At 63.0% G+C, this 18,969-nt stretch carries 10 protein-coding genes and 1 pseudogene; 5 read left to right on the top strand and 6 right to left on the bottom strand.

What is annotated here, in order from left to right; genetic code table 11:
* The first annotated feature begins 125 nt into the window (after nt 1-125).
* Both yghU and K8374_RS10535 read left to right on the top strand, forming a co-directional pair.
* Nucleotides 126-962 carry a glutathione-dependent disulfide-bond oxidoreductase gene (gene yghU, locus K8374_RS10540; protein WP_224458976.1) on the top strand — a complete coding sequence of 279 codons (837 nt, stop codon included), beginning with the start codon at nt 126-128 and terminating at the stop codon, nt 960-962.
* Between the two features lie 178 nt (nt 963-1,140).
* Nucleotides 1,141-2,844, top strand: a complete 1,704-nt coding sequence (locus tag K8374_RS10535) for an amidase (RefSeq protein ID WP_224458975.1) — start codon at nt 1,141-1,143, stop codon at nt 2,842-2,844.
* Nucleotides 2,845-2,903: 59 nt separating this feature from the next.
* Here K8374_RS10535 and K8374_RS10530 read toward each other — a convergent pair whose 3' ends face one another.
* Nucleotides 2,904-3,074 carry a KGG domain-containing protein gene (locus tag K8374_RS10530; protein WP_224458974.1) on the bottom strand — a complete coding sequence of 57 codons (171 nt, stop codon included), beginning with the start codon at nt 3,072-3,074 and terminating at the stop codon, nt 2,904-2,906.
* Between the two features lie 114 nt (nt 3,075-3,188).
* Entirely contained in the window at nt 3,189-10,649 is a 7,461-nt protein-coding gene (locus K8374_RS10525) for a neuraminidase-like domain-containing protein (protein ID WP_224458973.1), read from the bottom strand.
* A gap of 653 nt (nt 10,650-11,302) precedes the next feature.
* Here K8374_RS10525 and nspC point away from each other — a divergent pair.
* Together nspC and K8374_RS10515 are read left to right on the top strand one after the other, a co-directional pair.
* Nucleotides 11,303-12,400: a carboxynorspermidine decarboxylase gene (gene nspC, locus K8374_RS10520; protein WP_224458972.1), complete on the top strand. Its 1,098-nt coding sequence runs from the start codon at nt 11,303-11,305 to the stop codon at nt 12,398-12,400.
* Nucleotides 12,401-12,433: 33 nt separating this feature from the next.
* Complete coding sequence (locus tag K8374_RS10515) at nt 12,434-13,678, top strand: saccharopine dehydrogenase family protein (RefSeq protein ID WP_084857986.1); 1,245 nt, start codon at nt 12,434-12,436, stop codon at nt 13,676-13,678.
* Nucleotides 13,679-13,880: 202 nt separating this feature from the next.
* Here K8374_RS10515 and K8374_RS10510 read toward each other — a convergent pair whose 3' ends face one another.
* Both K8374_RS10510 and mqo read right to left on the bottom strand, forming a co-directional pair.
* Nucleotides 13,881-14,927 (bottom strand): class I SAM-dependent methyltransferase, encoded by a 1,047-nt coding sequence (locus K8374_RS10510; RefSeq protein ID WP_224458971.1) that lies wholly within the window; start codon nt 14,925-14,927, stop codon nt 13,881-13,883.
* A gap of 247 nt (nt 14,928-15,174) precedes the next feature.
* Entirely contained in the window at nt 15,175-16,758 is a 1,584-nt protein-coding gene (gene mqo / locus K8374_RS10505; RefSeq protein ID WP_224458970.1) for a malate dehydrogenase (quinone), read from the bottom strand.
* Nucleotides 16,759-17,176: 418 nt separating this feature from the next.
* On the opposite strand from mqo, the pseudogene K8374_RS10500 reads away from it, so the two are divergent.
* A pseudogene (locus K8374_RS10500) lies at nt 17,177-17,959 on the top strand (M42 family peptidase); the annotation flags it as partial.
* A gap of 166 nt (nt 17,960-18,125) precedes the next feature.
* Here K8374_RS10500 and K8374_RS10495 read toward each other — a convergent pair.
* Both K8374_RS10495 and K8374_RS10490 read right to left on the bottom strand, forming a co-directional pair.
* Nucleotides 18,126-18,344, bottom strand: coding sequence for a hypothetical protein (locus K8374_RS10495; protein WP_224458969.1), 219 nt, complete (start codon nt 18,342-18,344; stop codon nt 18,126-18,128).
* A gap of 68 nt (nt 18,345-18,412) precedes the next feature.
* A complete protein-coding gene (locus K8374_RS10490; RefSeq protein WP_224458968.1) occupies nt 18,413-18,877 on the bottom strand; it encodes a hemerythrin domain-containing protein in 465 nt (154 codons plus the stop codon).
* Between the last annotated feature and the right edge of the window lie 92 nt (nt 18,878-18,969).

Here is an 18,969-nt window from a genome sequence, read left to right as displayed (position 1 = left end):
GCCGCTTTGCGGCCCATCGCAGGCTCCGCCAGCACACGCAGGGTTTGCCCTTCGCGTCGAACCCATGGCATAGATGCAGGTCCACGTTCTACGTGACCGCTTCGAGCCTTCAGGAGATCCCGCGCATGAGCAAGCCCTACGTTCCACCCAAGGTCTGGACCCACGAAGCGCCATCCGGCGGCCAATTCGCCAGCATCAACCGCCCGGTCGCCGGCCCGACCCACGACAAGGCGCTACCGGTGGGCAAACAACCGTTGCAGCTCTACTCCCTGGCCACGCCCAACGGCGTCAAGGTGACCATCCTGCTCGAAGAGCTGCTGGCCCTCGGGCACGCCGGGGCCGAGTATGACGCCTGGCTGATTCGCATTGGCGAGGGCGACCAGTTTTCCAGCGGCTTCGTCCAGGTCAACCCCAACTCCAAGATCCCCGCCCTGCTCGACCGCAGCGTCGAGCCGCCGGTGAGGGTGTTCGAGTCCGGCTCGATCCTGCTGTACCTGGCCGAGAAGTTCGGTGCCTTCCTGCCCAGCGGCGGCGCTGCGCGTACCGAGTGCCTGAACTGGCTGTTCTGGCAGATGGGGTCGGCGCCCTACCTGGGCGGCGGCTTTGGCCATTTCTATGTGTACGCGCCGGAAAAGTTCGAATACGCCATCAACCGCTTCACCATGGAAGCCAAGCGTCAGCTCGATGTGCTCGACCGCCGCCTGGCTGAAAACACCTACCTGGGAGGGGCTGAGTACAGCATCGCCGATATTGCCGTGTGGCCCTGGTACGGCCAGCTGGTGCTCGGCAACCTGTATGGCGCAGCGGAGTTCCTGGCGGTGCATGAGTACCGGCATGTGCAGCGCTGGGCCGAGTCGATCGGCCAACGACCGGCGGTGCAACGTGGCACCCGGGTCAACCGGACCTGGGGTGACGAGGCCAGCCAGGTACCGGAGCGGCATTCGGCAGCGGACCTGGGCTGAGTGCACAGGGGCTGCGTTGCAGCCCCACCCTACCCGTCCCGCATGCACCAACGCACACTTTTCCTGCGCCGACACTGCCGCCATGCAAATAACCATTGCCACGGTGCATGCCTGCGCCGGGCCTGGGCTTCTTGCTACACTCGCGCCACGAGTTTCCACCTGCATAACTGGTGACAGCATGATCGAGGTAACCGAGGTTTCCATTGCCGAGCTGCGCGATGCGCTCGAGGCCGGCCGTACGACGGCGGTCGAGCTGGTCAAGGCCTACCTGGCCCGCATCGACGCCTATGACGGAGCCGACACCGCCACTGCTCTGAACGCCGTGGTGGTGCGCAACCCTGACGCGTTAAAGGAGGCCGAAGCTTCCGACGCCCGCCGGGCACAGGGCAAGACCCTCGGCCCGCTGGATGGCATCCCCTACACCGCCAAGGACAGCTACCTGGTCAAAGGCCTGACTGCCGCGTCCGGCAGCCCGGCATTCAAGGACCTGGTCGCCCAGCGCGACGCCTTCACCATCGAGCGCCTGCGCGCCGCCGGGGCCATCTGCCTGGGCAAGACCAACATGCCGCCAATGGCCAACGGGGGCATGCAGCGTGGCGTCTACGGCCGCGCCGAAAGCCCATACAACGCCGCCTACCTGACCGCACCGTTCGCCTCTGGCTCGTCCAACGGTGCCGGCACTGCCACCGCGGCCAGCTACGCGGCCTTCGGCCTGGCCGAAGAAACCTGGTCCAGCGGGCGCGGCCCGGCATCGAACAACGGCCTGTGCGCCTATACCCCTTCGCGCGGCGTGATCTCGGTGCGCGGCAACTGGCCGTTGACCCCGACCATGGACGTCGTGGTGCCCTATGCCCGTACCATGGCCGACCTGCTGGAAATCCTCGACGTGGTCGTGGCCGACGATGCCGACAAGCGTGGCGACCTGTGGCGCCTGCAACCCTGGGTACCGATCCCGGCTGCCTCGACCGTACGCCCTGCTTCCTACCTGGACCTGGCAGTCGATGCCAACGCACTCAAAGGCAAGCGTTTCGGCGTACCCAAGATGTACATCAACGCCGACCCCGAGGCCGGTACCTCGGAAAAACCCGGTATCGGCGGCCCCACCGGCCAGCGCATCCACACCCGAGCCAGCGTCATCGACCTGTGGCAGCAGGCACGCCAGGCCCTGGAGGCGGCGGGTGCCGAGGTGGTCGAGGTGGACTTCCCGCTGGTGTCCAACTGCGAGGGCGACCGCCCTGGCGCACCGACCGTGTACAACCGCGGTATCGTTTCCAAGGAGTTCCTGCACGATGAGCTGTGGGAGTTGTCTGGCTGGGCCTTCGATGACTTCCTGCGCGCCAACGGCGACCCGAAGCTCAACCGCCTGGCCGATGTCGACGGCCCACAGATCTTCCCCCACGACCCGGGCACCCTGCCCAACCGCGAGGACGACCTGGCGGCAGGCATGGACGAGTACGTCAACATGGCCAAGCGCGGCCTGAAGACCTGGGACCAGATCGAAACCCTGCCTGACGGCCTGCGCGGCCTGGAGAAGACCCGCAAGATCGATCTGGAAGACTGGATGGACAACCTGGGCCTGGATGCGGTGCTGTTCCCCACCGTCGCCGACGTGGGCCCGGCCGACGCCGACGTCAATCCGGCGTCGGCGGACATCGCCTGGAGCAACGGTATCTGGGTCGCCAACGGCAACCTGGCCATTCGTCACCTGGGCGTGCCGACCGTGACCGTGCCCATGGGCATCATGGCGGATATCGGCATGCCGGTCGGCCTGACCTTCGCTGGTCGCGCCTACAGCGACAACGACCTGCTGCGCTTCGGCGCTGCGTTCGAGTCCACCGGTTCACGCCGAATGATCCCACCGCGCACGCCGCCGCTGAGCTGATCGTTATACGGGCTGTACTGCACAGCCCCCATCGCCTGCGATAGGGGCGTACCAACGTCTCAGCCCTCGCCACGCCGTGGGGTGCCGCCGTGGCTGTGCTGGCCTCCGACCCGGGCCTTCTCGGCCCGGTCGGTTTTCACATCCTGCTTCGTATCGCCCTTGCGGCCAGCCTCGCTGACTTTTTGTGGATCGTCGGCAAAGCCATGGCCAGCGTCGTGGTGCTTGCTCATAACAGCTCTCCTGATCGGTGGATTGCCTCACGTTCGAACTTGCGCATTGCCGCAGGGTCCATTGCCGCGACCGGCGGTCATGAAAAAGAGGGCGCAAAGCGCCCTCCCGCATCCTTAACGAACCGTGTATTGGACGTGAAGGATGATGTCGCTCAGGCTCTGCAACAGCGCCTTCTGTTCACCCTTGGCATCGGCGAAATTCAGAGTCATGACCGTCTTGTCATCCGTTTCGCTGGCGCTCGCGATGCTCAACCCCTCGAACGGCAGCCATTGGGCGCCCCAGCGTGGATGCGAGTCAGCACCATCGGGCGCGAACACGCCCCCGTCCTGCATACCATGGGAAATAGCACTCTCGTTGCAACCTGCAGGCAAGCCCGTGGCACTGGTTCGCAGCCGCGCTCGCACATCCTGGTAGGGCCCGAGCAGCGCCGGCAGGGTAACGGCTATGCGGCGGACCCGGCGCATGGCGTTATTCTCGAAACCTGCCACCAGGCCCAGTTCCTTGAGGCCGAACTGCACGGACAAATCACCTGTCCGGGCCAGCGTCAAGCTGCTCAACGGCAATTTATCAACCACCACCGATTTACCGTCGATCAGCGCCTTGACGGCACCGTTCAAGGAAACGGCCTGGCCCCCTGCCGTCAGGCGCCCGTCAAAAAGCTTCGCCAGCGACACGGTTCGCGTCACTTCCAGTTCGCGTTTCTGCCATTTCATCCAGGCGTTTTCCATCTGGCCCAGGGCGAGCATCAGCCCCTCGCCACACAGCAGCCCCGCCCAGGCACCGTTCCAGGTACCGGTGCGCAGGTAGCTGGTGGTGTCGCCTTTTTCCCATTGCAAGGCCTTTTGCGCCATCATGCAACGCGAGGCGGTGAGGTCGTAGTAGGTGTAGAAAATCGTCGCCAGGCGCGCCCGCAGCCAGCTGTACATCTTCTTGCCGGTGAACTTGCCGCGCAGCAGGGCCAGTTGCGCCTGGGCATGGGCCGACTGGGTCTGCATGTGGGCGATCTGCATGTTGGCCGAGGTTTCGCGCACCGCCAGGGCGTCGAGCTGGGCCTGGATGACCGCCATTTCCTGCTCCGCCGACTTGTGCTGGATCTCCCAATCCTGGCGGCGTCGGCGATAGCTCTCCTCCTGGCCGATGCGCGACGCGGCCACATTGAGCGCGTCAGCATACAAGGTGTAGCCAATACCGACGGCGTTGACCAACTGACCAGGCCGGTGACCGCCGTTGGCGAAGCCGAAGATATTGGGCAGCCCCTCCAGGACGGCACCGGCCATGAACGGCACCTTCGCAGCGGCATTGAAGGTCTGGGCCGCGGTGGAGAGGTCCAGCGCCTGCATCTCGCGTGCATTGACGTTCTCTTCGTACAGGGCACGGTAATGATCGCGGCGCAGCGTGGCACTCTGCAGCGACGCTTCGAGCGTCACACGCTCTGCGGCCAGTTCCTTGAGCGTCTGCTTCTGCAGGTCCACGCTACTGGCCGCCAGTTCCGCCCCCTGGCTATTGAGCAGCTCCGCCAGTGCCTCGGCATCCTGGCGCTCCAGGATACCCTGCAGGGTGCTACCGAACTGGATGAGCTGCGAAGCCATGGTCCGTGCGCCTTCCAGCAAGGGTATGAAGCGTAGTGCGGGTACGTCTTCCTGGGGAGGCAGCGCGCGCTCGCCACCGGCCTGCGCGGCCACGGCGGCAGCCAGCAAGGCCTTGGGGTCGGCCGTAGCGGCATACAACGGCAACCTCAACGGCTGGCCATCGAGTGTCAGGTTGTTCCGCAAGTTGTACAGCCTGATGCGCAGTGCCTCCCAGTAACCGAGCATCATGCGATTGACCTCTGGCAAGAAGCCCAGCTCGCCTGTGCCCGCTGCCGCATTCCATTGGACGATGCCTTGGCCTGACGCGGCTTGACCGAGCGAAGGGTTCGCCCAGTGCGTGGTCGGTGGGTTCCAAGGGGTATTGCCTAGCAGATCCAAGGCACGCTGGTACCCGACCTTTGCCTCGACCAGCGTGTCGCGCTCGAGCTTGCGGTAGGCCGCATCACTGTGTCCCAGGATGATATCCAGCAGACGCATGAACGCGTTGAGCTTGTAGTGCATGGGGTCATTCTGGGCGACAGCGTCCGGGTCATGCGACTTCAGCGGCTCGTCGTTCCATGACGTGTCCTCTTCCAGCGGACGCACATTCCACATGCGCGGGGTGTAATGGCCCCTCACCGTGTAGCCGGCAGGGTTGAAGACGTACTTGAGCCATTGCTCGGCCAGGTCGAAGCGCTCCTCCTGCAGGAAACGTTGCATCACCATCATCGGCGTGTAGTAGAACAGCTCCCAGAAATACAGAGCATTGGCACCCGAGAAGTCCATCAGGGCCGTGGCATGCTTATCCAGTACCTGGACGCTATCCACATTGTCCTTGGACAGCTTCGTGCCGACATCGGCGCTACGCGTGATGGTGAGGGTACCTTGGGCGATCATGATGCTCTGGCCACTCTGGGCGGTGTTGTGCCGCGCCCGATATTTCGTCTCCAGGTGGTAGTACAGCTGGCCTGCATACACGGCGTCCGCGGCGAACGTGACCTGCGCCATCACTTTATGCGTGTCACTGAGCTCACCGGACCACAAGAGCGTGCGTTGCGTGCGGCTCGTGGAAAGCCAGACTTGGGCCGACGTGTCGGCGCCGTGATAGCTCGGCTTGTACACCGGTAGCGTCAAACGGACCGTCACGCCAATCTGCGGCTCGGTGATCTGCTGGGTCTCATAGCTGAGCACCGTGTCGATACCCGATATCGCCCGTTCCGTGAGGGTACGGGCGAACAGGGTATTGAGGCGCGTGATCCACCCCCGGCGTGCCAGGTACTGCGCGCCGTTGTCCTGCATGCCGATGACTGCTGTCTTGAGGGTATCCGCTTCCCTGTAGACCCTGATGGTGTAATCGCGAGTCTTGCCGGCACCACACTGGAACTGGACATGGTGGAACGCCTGTGCCTCGCCATCCCAATCGGCCATGTTGCCTTTATCGAATGCACCGGTGAAGCTCACATGCTGCGCGCCTGTCGACAGATCGAGGTCGGCTTTCGCGGTATCGACCGCATGTTCCTTTTCGTTGGCGCTGTAGATCACACGCTGGATGTCGGCAGCGGCCACCTTCGTGATGGGGTCCACATAGCGATGTGGTGTGACGTTGTCCTGACCCTGGCCGCTTGGGTATGCCAGCAATTCACGCAGATTGACTTCGCCCCACACGGGAAGAAGCCGCCCCGCCGTTCCCTTGAAGCGTATGTTCATATGCAGCAATGGGTAGGTTCCCGTATGCACCCGGTATCGCCCCACGTAGGCCTCGCCCTGGGACGTATTTTCTTTCCGGAACGTCGACGCCTGGTCCGGCAGGGGAATATCGAACACCTGTTGGATCTGTGCGTAGTCGCTGGAAAAGAAGCGCTCGAAACGTTCACGGCTTACGCACAGGTATCCCCAGTACTGATCGTTTTCCTTGCGCACCATGAAGGCGCCAAAGCCGCTGCGAGCCAATGTCGGTATCGTCTGGGTTTCCTTGCCGAGCGCAGGGTATTTCCTGACCAGCGCCATGACCCATTTGTTTTCCACTTCCGGTCGTTTCGCTTCCACCGTCAACAAGGTATCGAGGAACAGGCTATAGGTGCCTTGCGCCGGCGAAACGTCGACGACCCTCGCCCGCTTGAGCGCAACGTCGAACGTATCGAACCCCACGGGTATACCGGACCCCTGCTTTTCCAGCAGGCGCTCTTGCGCGACAGGGTTGCCCTTGCCATCGAATACCGCACACATCCCGGTGTGCCTCGGTGCGTCCAGCCAGTGGGCAACTTCCTTGAGCAACGGGCCGATGTTGATCGGCTTGGCGCTCAAGTCCTCGAAGATCTCCATGCCCGCGAAATAGGTGATCTGCGACTCACTGACGGTACTGCGGTCGTAGAGCCCCACCAGCAACCCGTTACGCCCTGGTCGGGACGCCATGAACAGCGACAGTTTCTCGTGCGATATCTTCTCCAGCGCCTCGACGTCCGGCACCATCAGCGGATAGTTGAGCGGTGCGCCCCAGTTACCGTCATAGCGCAGCCAGGAAAGCTTGAATGACCAACGCCATTCCCGCGCCGTCGGCTTACCGTCCTTGTCGCGCGCCGTGATGTGCTCCTGGCGCTCCACCCACCCCAGGTAAAGACGCTCGCGATAGACCACCGGGCGAATCAGCCGCTCCAGCACCTGCGGCGCCAGGTCGATCTTGGTCCAGGCCGTCCAGGTATTGGCTGCCAGCACACCGTCCGCGCCGCGCTTGCCTTCGTCCACCGTCCGCCACCAGTATTCACGGGGTTCCCCACGGCTGCGACCGATGAACCAGGACTTGCCGGCCTCCGGATCGCGGCTGTCATGGTAGCCGCTGACCGTCTCCAGGTTGGCCACCTCCTCGAATGCGCTCAGGTAGCCGTGGAAGGCATCGCCCACGGTGTCGGCGTTGATCTGCGCCTGCCCCAGCACCTGCAGCATGTCGTCCATCGCTTTGGTCTGGCCCAGGCGCACGGTCGGGTCGATGTAGTTCTCCGGGTAGTACATCAGCATCTGCCCGGCCGACCAGGTGGCGTAGCGGGCGTTCCAGCGGGTCCAGTCTCGGAAGAATGGGCGGTCCGTCACCTCCTGGCGCAGAGCCCGCTTGTCCTCGGGCCTGGACAAGGAACGGTGGATGAACATTTGCAGGGCCGCCGTGGCTTCGGCGATGCGTGAAGTCATCACCTGCGTGCCATTGAGGCTGTCGAGCAGCAGATGCTGGTTCAGTTGCTCTGTCGTGAAGTTCTCCCGGGCGCCCATGAAGCCTGCCAGCGCCACGCTCAGTGGCGCTTCGCTGTCGGCGTGCACTGCCTGCATCTGCGATGGGCTCAAGCCAGCCAGGAAAGCGTCCGCGACCTTGCACCAATCGGCCCAAGCCTGGTGCTCGCCCTTGAGGTAGTCCAGAGCCAACATCTGCCCCAGGGTTTCCGGCATCACATCGAATGCCGACGCCAAGGTCAGCCATTGCCGCACCACCGATATTTCCTGCCAGCTGCCGAGCATCGCGGGATTCTCGACATCCCCTTTCACCCCAGCCTGGCTCGCGGCCTGGATCACCGCCGTCTCCAGCAGCCCTGACGCCTGGGCGAGCAGCGACGGTGGAACGCCTCCAGCATCCAGTGCCGCGATCACAGCGCCACTGGCTCCCATCGGGTCGGGCAGTGTTCTCAACCAGTCGCTGCAATCGCCCAGCGCCATGATGCTCTGCGCACTACACCCCAGGGTGGCGGTGCTGCCATGCCCTTCGACGGCCTCGGCGAGCAACAGATGAGGTTGCTCGACCAGCAGGGCCAACAGGTCTGCCGTCACACCCGTGGCGTGTGCGATCAGCGCCCGTTGTGCCAGGCCGTAGACGAAGGCGGTCACGGCCTTCAGCTCAGCGGCACTGAGCGCCTTCTTGCGCAGATACGCCCAGGATTGCACCAACGTCAGGCCACCGGGTCGTGCCCGGTCCACCCATACCAACAACGCTTGCGCAGCGGTTTCACCGCTCAGGTTGAAGGCCGACGCCAACAATGGCGTCAGAGCCTGAATGCACCCCTGCGTTTCGGGAGGCTCGGGCAGTTCGCAGGAGGCGATGACCTTTCGCATGTCGTCGAGCAGGTTGGTGATTTCGGTGCTGGTCGGGATGCTGTCGACAGTGCGGGTCAGCAACAACAGGTCGGCCACCGTCCAGTGACGCGCACGCAGCCAGCTGACAAGGGTGTAAAGCCTTTCCAGTAGTGCCAGCCATTGGCTGACCGGTTCAGCGTGCAATGCCTTGGGCAACCCCATCATGTCCAGCAGTTGCCGTAATTCGACCGGCGTGAGCCCATGCAAGCGTGCCCATAAGCTCAAGGTATAGAGCCCGGAGAGCTGCGCCAGGACGAGCCTGACGGTAAGCGCCTCGCCTTCACCGGCCGCCAGTGCTCGCCCTAGCTCGAAAAGACCTTCGTCATCCGTTTGGCACACGCGCTTCAAGGTCGCCTTGATAGCGGCATTATCGGCGGAGTGCCTTGGATGCAGTTTCACGAGCTTGCTGGCGATCCCCAGCCCACCCTCGACCAACGGCGGGTCATTGAACAAACGGTCGAACTGGCTCATCTCGCCCGCACGGGGCGTCTGGGAAATCAGCCCCCTGGCCATGACCAAGGCGTCTTCGTGGGAAATACCGTAACGCTTGACCAGCAATGCGGTCCGGAACAGGACCGCCAGCGTATCGTTGGTGATCCGGTGCGGGTCGACGCTGTCGATGATGTCCTGCAGCACGCGCGGGGCCAGACCGGTGGCTTTGTACAGGCGAATGACCTTGTTCAGCTTGAGGACGAACGACGCCGCGGAAAAGGTCTTGCAGGTGTACGCGAATCGATGCGTATGCGCGCCATAGCCACCTTCGCGCGACTTGCGCCAATACGTCGAGATCTCGAACGACTCAGGCACCTGTGCCCAGTCGAAAACCTTGCGATATTCCGTGTTCGGCGAGAGTTCAGTCACACCGAAATCATTCGCCGTGAGGGATACCGAACAGGCACCGCTGACCCTGAAGATATCGACCCTGGACACCTTCAGGTTGAAATTCAGCAACCACTTACCGTCTTCCAGCGGATACAAGCGAACATAATTGATGAATGACGACGGGGCACTCATCGTCACTTCGACAATATTCGCACCCACGCGCTTGGCCAGGGTTCTACCCACATAATCCGAGTCGTCCTGAGCGCTGAGGAAACCTTGCAATTGGGCATCAGGCACGTCGAACCAGTCACGCAGTCGCGCCGGTTGCAACAGGGAGGCGGGTGTCATCCCTGGAAAATACCGGGCGAACTTTTCGCCCGCATTTTCTTCGGTGATCTCGTCGATCAACAGCGTATGCAACGCCGGGGGAATGTCGTAATAGATGCCGGCGAGCGAAGCGCCACTCAAATGCTTGGTCACCTGCGGCGATACCTGCATCTGTTCATAGCCCGGATCCTTCTGCGCATGGACCAGGCGCAAGCGGTTGTGTGCATGATGGTATGGCGTACCACTGCCCACATGGCGCGAGAGCGTTTCCAGCACATCGACACCCGTCGTCGCGGTGTTTTCCCGGGCAAGGGCAACCCGCGCCTTCTCCAGCAGGATCTCGTTCGAGAGGCTCAGTGCGCTCATCGGCGTGTCCAGGTTCTCCTGGTTCAGCACCAGCCCCTTGAGGTCTGGACGACGGGCATCGATATGCCATGGACTGTCCTGGGGATACAGCGCCTTGGCCTCACGGTACATCGCCACCAGGTAAGCGGCAGGCGAAAACATCGATGCGACGGCGCCTGGCGCTGCGTACCGTGCGGCCCGAGCGCCGAACCACTGCTCGTAACCTTGCAGTGGAACGTCAGTCTGGTCCAGGCCGGCCTTCACCGCATCGGGTAACAAGGGCGAAGCCCGTGTCAGGATCTTTTTTTCAAGAATCAGTGCATCGTCACGCGCCTGGCTGGCAGCCGCGTGTACCGCTTCAACTTCGTCCGCCGAGAGTTCTTGCCCCAGACGGGCCTGCAACTCCTCACAGGAAAGTTGCCCCGCACAGGCAAGTGAACTGAAACCTGCCTTTTTAATGGCGGCGACATGTGCATCGGATTGTTTTCGCATCGGGATAGTTACTCATTCTATGAGGCAAGCGAATACACCGCCGAACGAACCGCGCGGACGAAAGCGCAGCCTTCGATCAAACAGCGACGTAGCGCTAGATATTCGATAAGGGAGCCGCCGACCCTGTTGATTGCCAGGTCAAGCGCCAGGGGAAATAGCGATCACGTCGTCACGTAGCTATTTTCTGATTTCCATCGTAGGGAGCCGCTCTTACGGCGTGAACCGCAAGAAGTACCAGTACCGCCCCACCGCCTGTCGTGCATCGACCCAGGCCAGGGTTGGCCAAGTCGACGTCAAGGACACCCCTGGCAAGGCGCCATGTTCAGCGAATCGACCGCCCACCCGTATTGGAACAGTCACATTCCTCTGTTTCACTGGGCCTGCCCGAGGGGGAGAACGCCTTGACGGCATCCTTCTGGCCAGCACCTACCCGTGCCGGGTGACAAAAGGGCAACGAACGCATGCGTCACTCGGACGAAATGCGCCGTCCACCCTTTCGATCTGTGCCAAGTGAAGGCACAATGCGTGTCCTTTTTTTGGCCGGCCTGGCCGGGGGCCTTTAAATGATCAAGACGCCGTACTACCTCATCGATAAACAGAAGCTGCTGGGCAACATGCAGAAGATCGCCTATGTGCGCGAACAGTCCGGGGCCAAGGCCCTGCTGGCACTCAAGTGCTTCGCCACTTGGTCGGTGTTCGACCTGATGCAGCAGTACATGGACGGCACCACGTCCTCGTCGCTCTACGAGCTCAAGCTCGGTCGCCAGAAGTTCGCCGGCGAGACCCATGCCTACAGCGTGGCCTGGGCCGACGACGAGATCGAGGAAATGCTCGAGAACTGCGACAAGATCATCTTCAACTCCATCGGCCAGCTGCAGCGCTTCGCCGAGCAGTCCGAAGGCAAGGTCCGCGGCCTGCGCGTCAACCCGCAGGTGAGCAGCTCCGACTACCTGCTGGCCGACCCTGCACGCCCGTTCAGCCGCCTGGGCGAGTGGGACCCGGAAAAGATCGAAAAGGTGATCGGGCAGATCTCCGGCTTCATGTTCCACAACAACTGCGAGAACGGCGACTTCGGCTTGTTCGACAAGATGCTCTCGCACATCGAGGAACGCTTCGGCCACCTGCTGCACAAGGTCGAGTGGGTGAGCCTGGGTGGCGGCATTCACTTCACCGGCGAAGACTACGCCCTGGATGCGTTCTGCGCGCGCCTGAAAGCGTTCTCGGAAACGTACGGCGTACAGGTGTACCTGGAACCTGGCGAAGCGGCGATCACCCAGAGCGCCTCGCTGGAAGTCACCGTGCTCGACACCCTGTACAACGGCAAGCACCTGGCCGTGGTGGACAGCTCCATCGAGGCGCACATGCTCGACCTGCTGATCTACCGCCTGAACGCCAAGATGGCGCCCAGCGAGGGCGAGCACACCTACATGATCTGCGGCAAGTCGTGCCTGGCCGGCGATATCTTCGGCGAATACCAGTTCGACAAGCCGCTGGCCATCGGTGACCGGCTTTCGTTCGTCGACGCGGCGGGCTATACCATGGTCAAGAAAAACTGGTTCAACGGTCTGAAAATGCCGGCCATCGTGGTCAAGCAGCTCGACGGCAGCGTCGAGGTGGTGCGCGAATTCGGTTTCGAAGACTACGTTTCCAGCCTGTCCTGAGGCAGGCCCTTTGAGTAAGGAGCAACAGGTAAATTGAAGAAGAACGTTCTTATCATTGGTGCAGGAGGTGTCGCCAAGGTGGTGGCCCACAAGTGTGCGCAGCATAACGACGAGCTCGGTCGTATTGCCATTGCGTCACGGAACATCTCCAAATGCCAGGCCATCATCGACAGCGTCAAGGCCAAGGGTAGCCTGAAGGTACCCGCCGACATCCAGGCCTTTGCGCTCAATGCCCTCGATGTCGAGGCGACCAAGGCACTGATCCGCGAGACCGAATCGCAGATCGTGATCAACGTTGGCTCCGCCTTCCTCAACATGTCGGTGCTGCGTGCCTGCATCGACACCGGTGCCGCCTACCTGGACACCGCGATCCACGAAGAACCAGGCAAGATCTGCGAAACGCCGCCCTGGTACGGCAACTACGAGTGGAAACACCTCGAAGAGTGCCAGCAGAAGAACATTACCGCCATTCTCGGCGTCGGTTTCGACCCGGGTGTGGTGAACAGCTACGCCAAGCTTGCGCAGCAACAGTATTTCGACCGCATTGACTCGATCGACATCCTCGACGTCAATGCCGGCTCCCATGGCAAGTATTTCGCCACCAACTTCGACCCGGAAATCAACTTCCGCGAATTCACCGGGCAAGTCTGGAGCTGGCAGAACAGCCAATGGACCAGCAACAAAATGTTCGAGGTCAAGCGCACCGACGACCTGCCGGTCGTGGGCTCGCAGAACCTCTACCTGACCGGCCACGACGAAGTGCATTCGCTGTCGAAGAACCTCGACGTGCCGAACATCCGCTTCTGGATGAGCTTCGGCGAGCACTACATCAATGTGTTCACCGTGCTGAAGAACCTGGGCCTGCTGTCCGAGCAGCCGGTCAAGACCGCCGAAGGCCTGGAAGTGGTACCGCTGAAGGTCGTCAAGGCCGTCCTGCCCGACCCGTCCTCGCTGGCTCCGGGCTACACCGGCAAGACCTGCATCGGTGACCTGGTCAAAGGCACCAAGGATGGCCAGCCGCGCGAAGTGTTCATCTACAACGTGGCCGACCACGAAGAAGCCTTCGCCGAGACCGACAGCCAGGGCATTTCCTACACCGCCGGCGTACCGCCGGTGGCCGCGGCCCTGCTGGTCGCCCGTGGCGAGTGGGATGCCAAGCGCATGGTCAACGTCGAGGAACTGCCAGCCGAGCCGTTCCTCAAGGCGCTGGACGTGATGGGCCTGCCGACCCGCGTGAAAGACGAAAAAGGCGACCGTCCCTGGGACGCGCAAGCCTAAGCTACGAACGGAAGGGGCGCCAGATGGCGCCCCTTCTGCTTTCAGGTCCGGTTTATTCGCAGATTCTGTTATCCCCCGCTGTACCGGTGGGAGCGGGCTTGTCCCGCGATCAAGGGCGAAGCCCTTGCCAAGCGCCGGTGATATCAGGCCCGCCCCAATCGCGGGACAAGCCCGCTCCTACAGAGGACGACCACGGATCCTGCTACTTGCGCGCCTCCAGGATCAAGTTGAACGGCGTCTGCGTCGCCCGCCGGAACCGGCTGAACCCCGCCTCCTCGAACACCGCCCGCAAGCGTGCCTCCCCGGCCTGCGCCCCGAGCCCCAGCCCCACCTCCTGGGACAGCGAATTCGGCGTGCAGATGAACGTCGAGGCCGCATAGAACAGCCGTCCCACCGGGTTCAGGTTGCCCTCCAGCGAATCCTCGGCATAGGGCTCGACCAGCATCACCGTGCCGTCATCCTTGAGCGCCTGGTAGGCATGACGGGCCGCGCCCACCGGATCGCCCATGTCGTGCAGGCAGTCGAAGAAGCACACCAGGTCGTGGTCATGCCCCGGATAGTCCTTGGCCGAAGCCTGCTCGAAACGCACCTGGCTGGCCACGCCGGCCTGTTCGGCGCGTTGACCGGCAATGACGATCGAGGGCCCATGATAGTCGTAGCCGACGAAGCGCGAGGCAGGAAACGCCTGGGCCATGACGATGGTCGAGGCACCATGGCCGCAACCGACATCCGCCACCTTGGCCCCCGCCTGCAACTTGTCGGTGACGCCCTCGAGCGCCGGTAGCCAGTCGGCCACCAGAAACGTCCGGTAACCCGGGCGGAAGAACCGCTCGGTGCCGCTGAACATGCACGGATGATGGTCGCCCCAGGCCAAGCCACCATCGCCGCGCATGGCCGCCACCAGCTTGTCCTTGTCGTGAAACAGGGCCGCTACCACCGCTGCGCCGCCCGCCATGTAGGCCGGGGACTCCTCGATGGCCAAGGCCATAGCCTGCTCCTCGGGCAGGCTGAACGCACCGTCCTGGTGGACCATGTAGCCCGCCGCGACCTGGGCGCTCAGCCACTCGCGCAACAACCGCGGATGACAACCGGTGCGCTGCGCCAACGCCTCGGGCGTGACCGGCTGGCTGTCGGCCATGGCCCGGTACAGGCCCAGTTCGTCTCCCAGGATGACATTGGCCAGGCTCGCCGCAGCGCCCATGTCGCCCACCAGCTTGCCCATGAATTCATGAAGCCGTGCCTCGTCCATGACCTGCCCTCCTCTGCAAGAAGGCCACCGTCGGCGACGTCCGGTCCGGGGGGCGGTGGTCGGATGGATAGGATGATGCGGGCCTAGGGGAAACCGGCCCGGGCTTTAAGTGTAGACGAGCATTACCGGCCTCTCCCAGGCCATTGCAAGCCGGCCCCTAGTGTTGGTCGCGCTCCAGTTGCTCGATCAACGCCTTGGCCGGGTAGAACTGCAGGCGCCGCTCCTTCAGCGCCCCTTCGGCAGGCCCCTATGGCGCCGCCACCTGGGTTTCACCCTCCTGCGCAGGAGCCAACTGCAGCATCTGGTTGGTATAGGCCCACTCCTCGTGAAGCTTGTCCGGGTGATCGTTCAGGCGAAGGCCATAGGACGGAATGATCTGCCGGAACTTCTCTTGCCACGCCGCGGAGGCGGCCTTGTCCTTGAACACCTTGTGCAGCAGGTCGAGCATGATCGGCGGCGCGGTAGAAGCGCCCGGCGAGGCCCCCAGCAGGCCGGCGATGCTGCCGTCCTGGGACATCACCACCTCGGTACCGAGCTTCAAGACACCGCCCAGCTCGTCATCCTGCTTGATGATCTGCACCCGCTGCCCAGCCTGCCAGAGGCGCCAGTCTTCCTTCCTGGCATGGGGGAAGTAGGTCTGCAACGCTTCGAAACGATCATCGTCGGACTGCATTAGCTGGCCGACCAGGTACTGCACCAGGTCGAATTCACGCACGCCCACCCGCACCATCGGCCAGGTGTTGTGCAGCGACATGCTGGCGAACAGATCGAGCAGCGAGCCTTCCTTGAGGAACCGTGTGGAGAAGGTGGCGAAGGGGCCGAACAAAATCATGCGCTTGCCGTCGAGCACCCGGGTATCCAGGTGCGGCACCGACATCGGCGGTGCCCCGGTGGCGGCAATACCATAGGCCTTGGCCATGTGGCGCTGGGCAAGCTCCGGGTTCTCGGTGACCAGGAACGAGCCACCGACCGGGAAGCCGGCGTAGTCCTTGGCCTCGGGGATGCCGGACTTCTGCAGCAGCGGCAGCGCGGCACCGCCGGCGCCGATGAACAGGAACTTGGCGTCGGTCGCGGCCTTGGTGCCGTCCTTGAGGTTCTTGTACTCGACGTGCCAGGAGCCGTCGTCGTTGCGGGTGATGTCCTCGACTTCGGTGGACAGCTTCAGGTCGAAGTTCGGCCTGCCCTGCAGGTAGCCGACGTATTGGCGGGTGATCTCACCGAAATTGACGTCGGTGCCAATGGGCGTCCAGGTCACCGCAAGCTTCTGGTTGGGGTCGCGCCCTTCCATCATCAGCGGCACCCACTTGCGGATCTGCTCGGGGTCTTCGGAATACTGCATGGGCTTGAACAGTGGGCTTGCCTGCAGCGCTTCGTAGCGTTTGCGCAGGAACTGGATGTTGTCGTCGCCCCAGACGAAGCTCATGTGCGGTGTGGTGTTGATGAACGAGCGCGGGTTGTTCAGCACCCCTTGCTTGACCTGCCAGGCGAGAAACTGCCGGGTGATCTGGAACGACTCGTTGATGTCGATGGCCTTGCTGATGTCGATCTTGCCGTTCTTCTCCGGCGTGTAGTTCAGCTCGGCGAGGGCCGAGTGCCCGGTACCGGCGTTGTTCCAGCCGTTGGAGCTCTCCTCGGCGACCTTGTCCAGGCGCTCGACCATTTCCATGGACCAGCCGGGCTCCAACTCATTGAGCCACACCGCCAGAGTCGAGCTCATGATGCCGCCACCGACCAGCAGCACATCGACCTTCCTGGCCTCGGCGGCCTGGACATTGAGCACACCGCACGTCAGGCCCAGCAAGGCCCATTTCAAGGTTCCCGTGATCTTCATGTGTTCTCCTGCGAGGCCTCTCGCCTCGATCTGTACTCCATGTGTTCCCCTGGGGCATGCGCCCTGGAATCGGCCTCGCAAGCGAAGTCAGCCCTTTAGATAGTTAGCGCAACTTTCCCGGCCTCTCCAGTTGGATTGCGCCCTGTCGTTCGAAACAAGGGCGCGGCGACCGTTCATTGGCGTGTCGGTGACGTACCATTCGTCGCCAGGTTGCGAAACAGACCGGAGGATCCGCACGGTTTGCCACTCAGAACCCATGTAGGGTCGGTTCGACTCTCCACATCAGGTCTTGGCCCGTCTTCGGACGGGCATTTTTTAACGTCCCCCGCCTTAGGATGAAGCGCGATGCAGACCACCCGAACCCTCCTCGATGCCCTGCTCCTGGCCTACGGCCCCGGCGGGCAGGAGGACGAAGTCCGGCGCACAGCCGATCAGCTTTGGTGTGTGTCCGGTGGAGGTCCTCGGCGACCACCAGTGCCTGCCGGGCGTGCTGTCGTATGGCTCGATGCATGCCAGCAGCGGCTCGGCCATCGGCCAGCATGTGACCTCGGGTGCGGTGCAGTGGCAGGATGTGCATGTGGTGACGCGCACACCCGTCGATGAGCTTGCCCGCCTTGGGGTACGCCCAGGCACCCGGGTCGTGTTCAGCCGCCACTGGCGCCAGCCGTATCGCTTGCCGGATGCCGTGGCCGCGCACTTTCTCGACGACCGAGCACCGCTGGCTGCGGCCATCGCGGCTGCGCGTATCCTGCGCAGCCGCCGTGACGCGCTGGCGCAGGATGTCTGGTTCGTATGCACCACCTTCGAGGAAGAGTCCAATGCCGGCGCCATGTACGCCGCGTCGCGATTGCCGGGCGATACCACCATCGCCCTGGAAGTCGGCCCGGTGCTGGAGGAGTACGGCACGCGCCTGTGCGCCGATCCGATCGTCAACACAGGCGACCAGAAAGGCTATTACACCCCGTCGGTGGTCCGTGCGCTGATGCGCGCCGCCCGGCGCGCCGGCTACCAGGCCCAGGCTGCGCTGCTGGTGGACTTCGCCTCCGATGCCAGCGCGGTGATGAGTTCGGGCGTGGCGGCACGGGCAGGTTGCCTGGCGATCCCGACGGAAAACACCCATGGCGTCGAGATCGTGCTCGACGAAGGTATCGAAGCCTGCGCGGCGACCCTGGTCGAATACCTGCTGGAGCCGAACGGGTGATTTCGAGGTCTGCGCTGTGGTTGAAAATATGATCGCATGGCAAGGGCTTCGCCCTTGATCGTGGGACAAGCCCGCTCCCACAAGATCACCGTTGCCCATGAGTGAGCGAGGTCCCTGTAGGAGCGGGCTTGTCCCGCGATGGGCCGCAAAGCGGCCCCGGCAAGGTTCAGGGTTGCTGATAGTGTGCAGGCGAGGTGTCCGGTTCATGGTCATGCTCCAGGCGCTGGACCTGGACGTCGGTGAACGACGACGTCTCCGCCCGATGCAATCCTTGCAGGTAGCTACGCGCCTGCTCGTCGCTGACGGTTTCGTCATCGCTGCGCATTTCGCAGGTGCCCGGCTGGTTGTCGAGGATGTAGCTGATCAGAAACAGGTGCTGGGCCATGGTCGGTTACCTCGGCAGATTCACGGCAGGGAGTCCACGGCCGGGCGATGCCGACCGTGGATACAAGGTCAGGCGGCGCGGCGCTCGCCCTTGAGCAGTTTTTTCTGTGCCTGCATGGCCTGGCCAAGCTCGTCGAGGGCGGCCTCGTCGAACAGTTCCTGCGCCCGCGGGAACATCTCGCTCTCTTCTTCCTCGATGTGGTGCTCGAGCAGCTCCTTGAGGACCTTGACCCGGCCGGCGAACTCCACCGTGTCGGGCTGGGTCTGCAGCAGGTCGGGCAGCACCAGCGAATCGACGGTGCGGTGCTCCTCCTTGGCCTCGTAGTACATTTTCTCGTCTTCCTTGCCGCCCACTTTCCTGAGGGCGGGGTAGAAGATCTCTTCTTCGATGGTGGTATGGATCTGCAGCTCCTGCTCCAGCCGCGCCAGCAGCTCACTGCGCTTCTTCACCGCGCGCTCGGTGGTCGCCGACAGGTCGGCGAGCAGCTTCTTCACGGTTTCATGGTCATGGGTCAACAGTTCGATTGCGTTCATTCAGCACCTCGTCAGTTGCTCGAAAACACGGTTTGCCTTAGGTGGAGTCATGCCCATGAAGCGGGGTTCAATCCGCTTGACCGTTGGCCGCC

Source organism: Pseudomonas sp. p1(2021b) (assembly GCF_020151015.1).
Taxonomy (GTDB): Bacteria; Pseudomonadota; Gammaproteobacteria; order Pseudomonadales; family Pseudomonadaceae; genus Aquipseudomonas; species Aquipseudomonas putida_K.
This window is presented reverse-complemented; position numbering and strand designations above follow the sequence as displayed.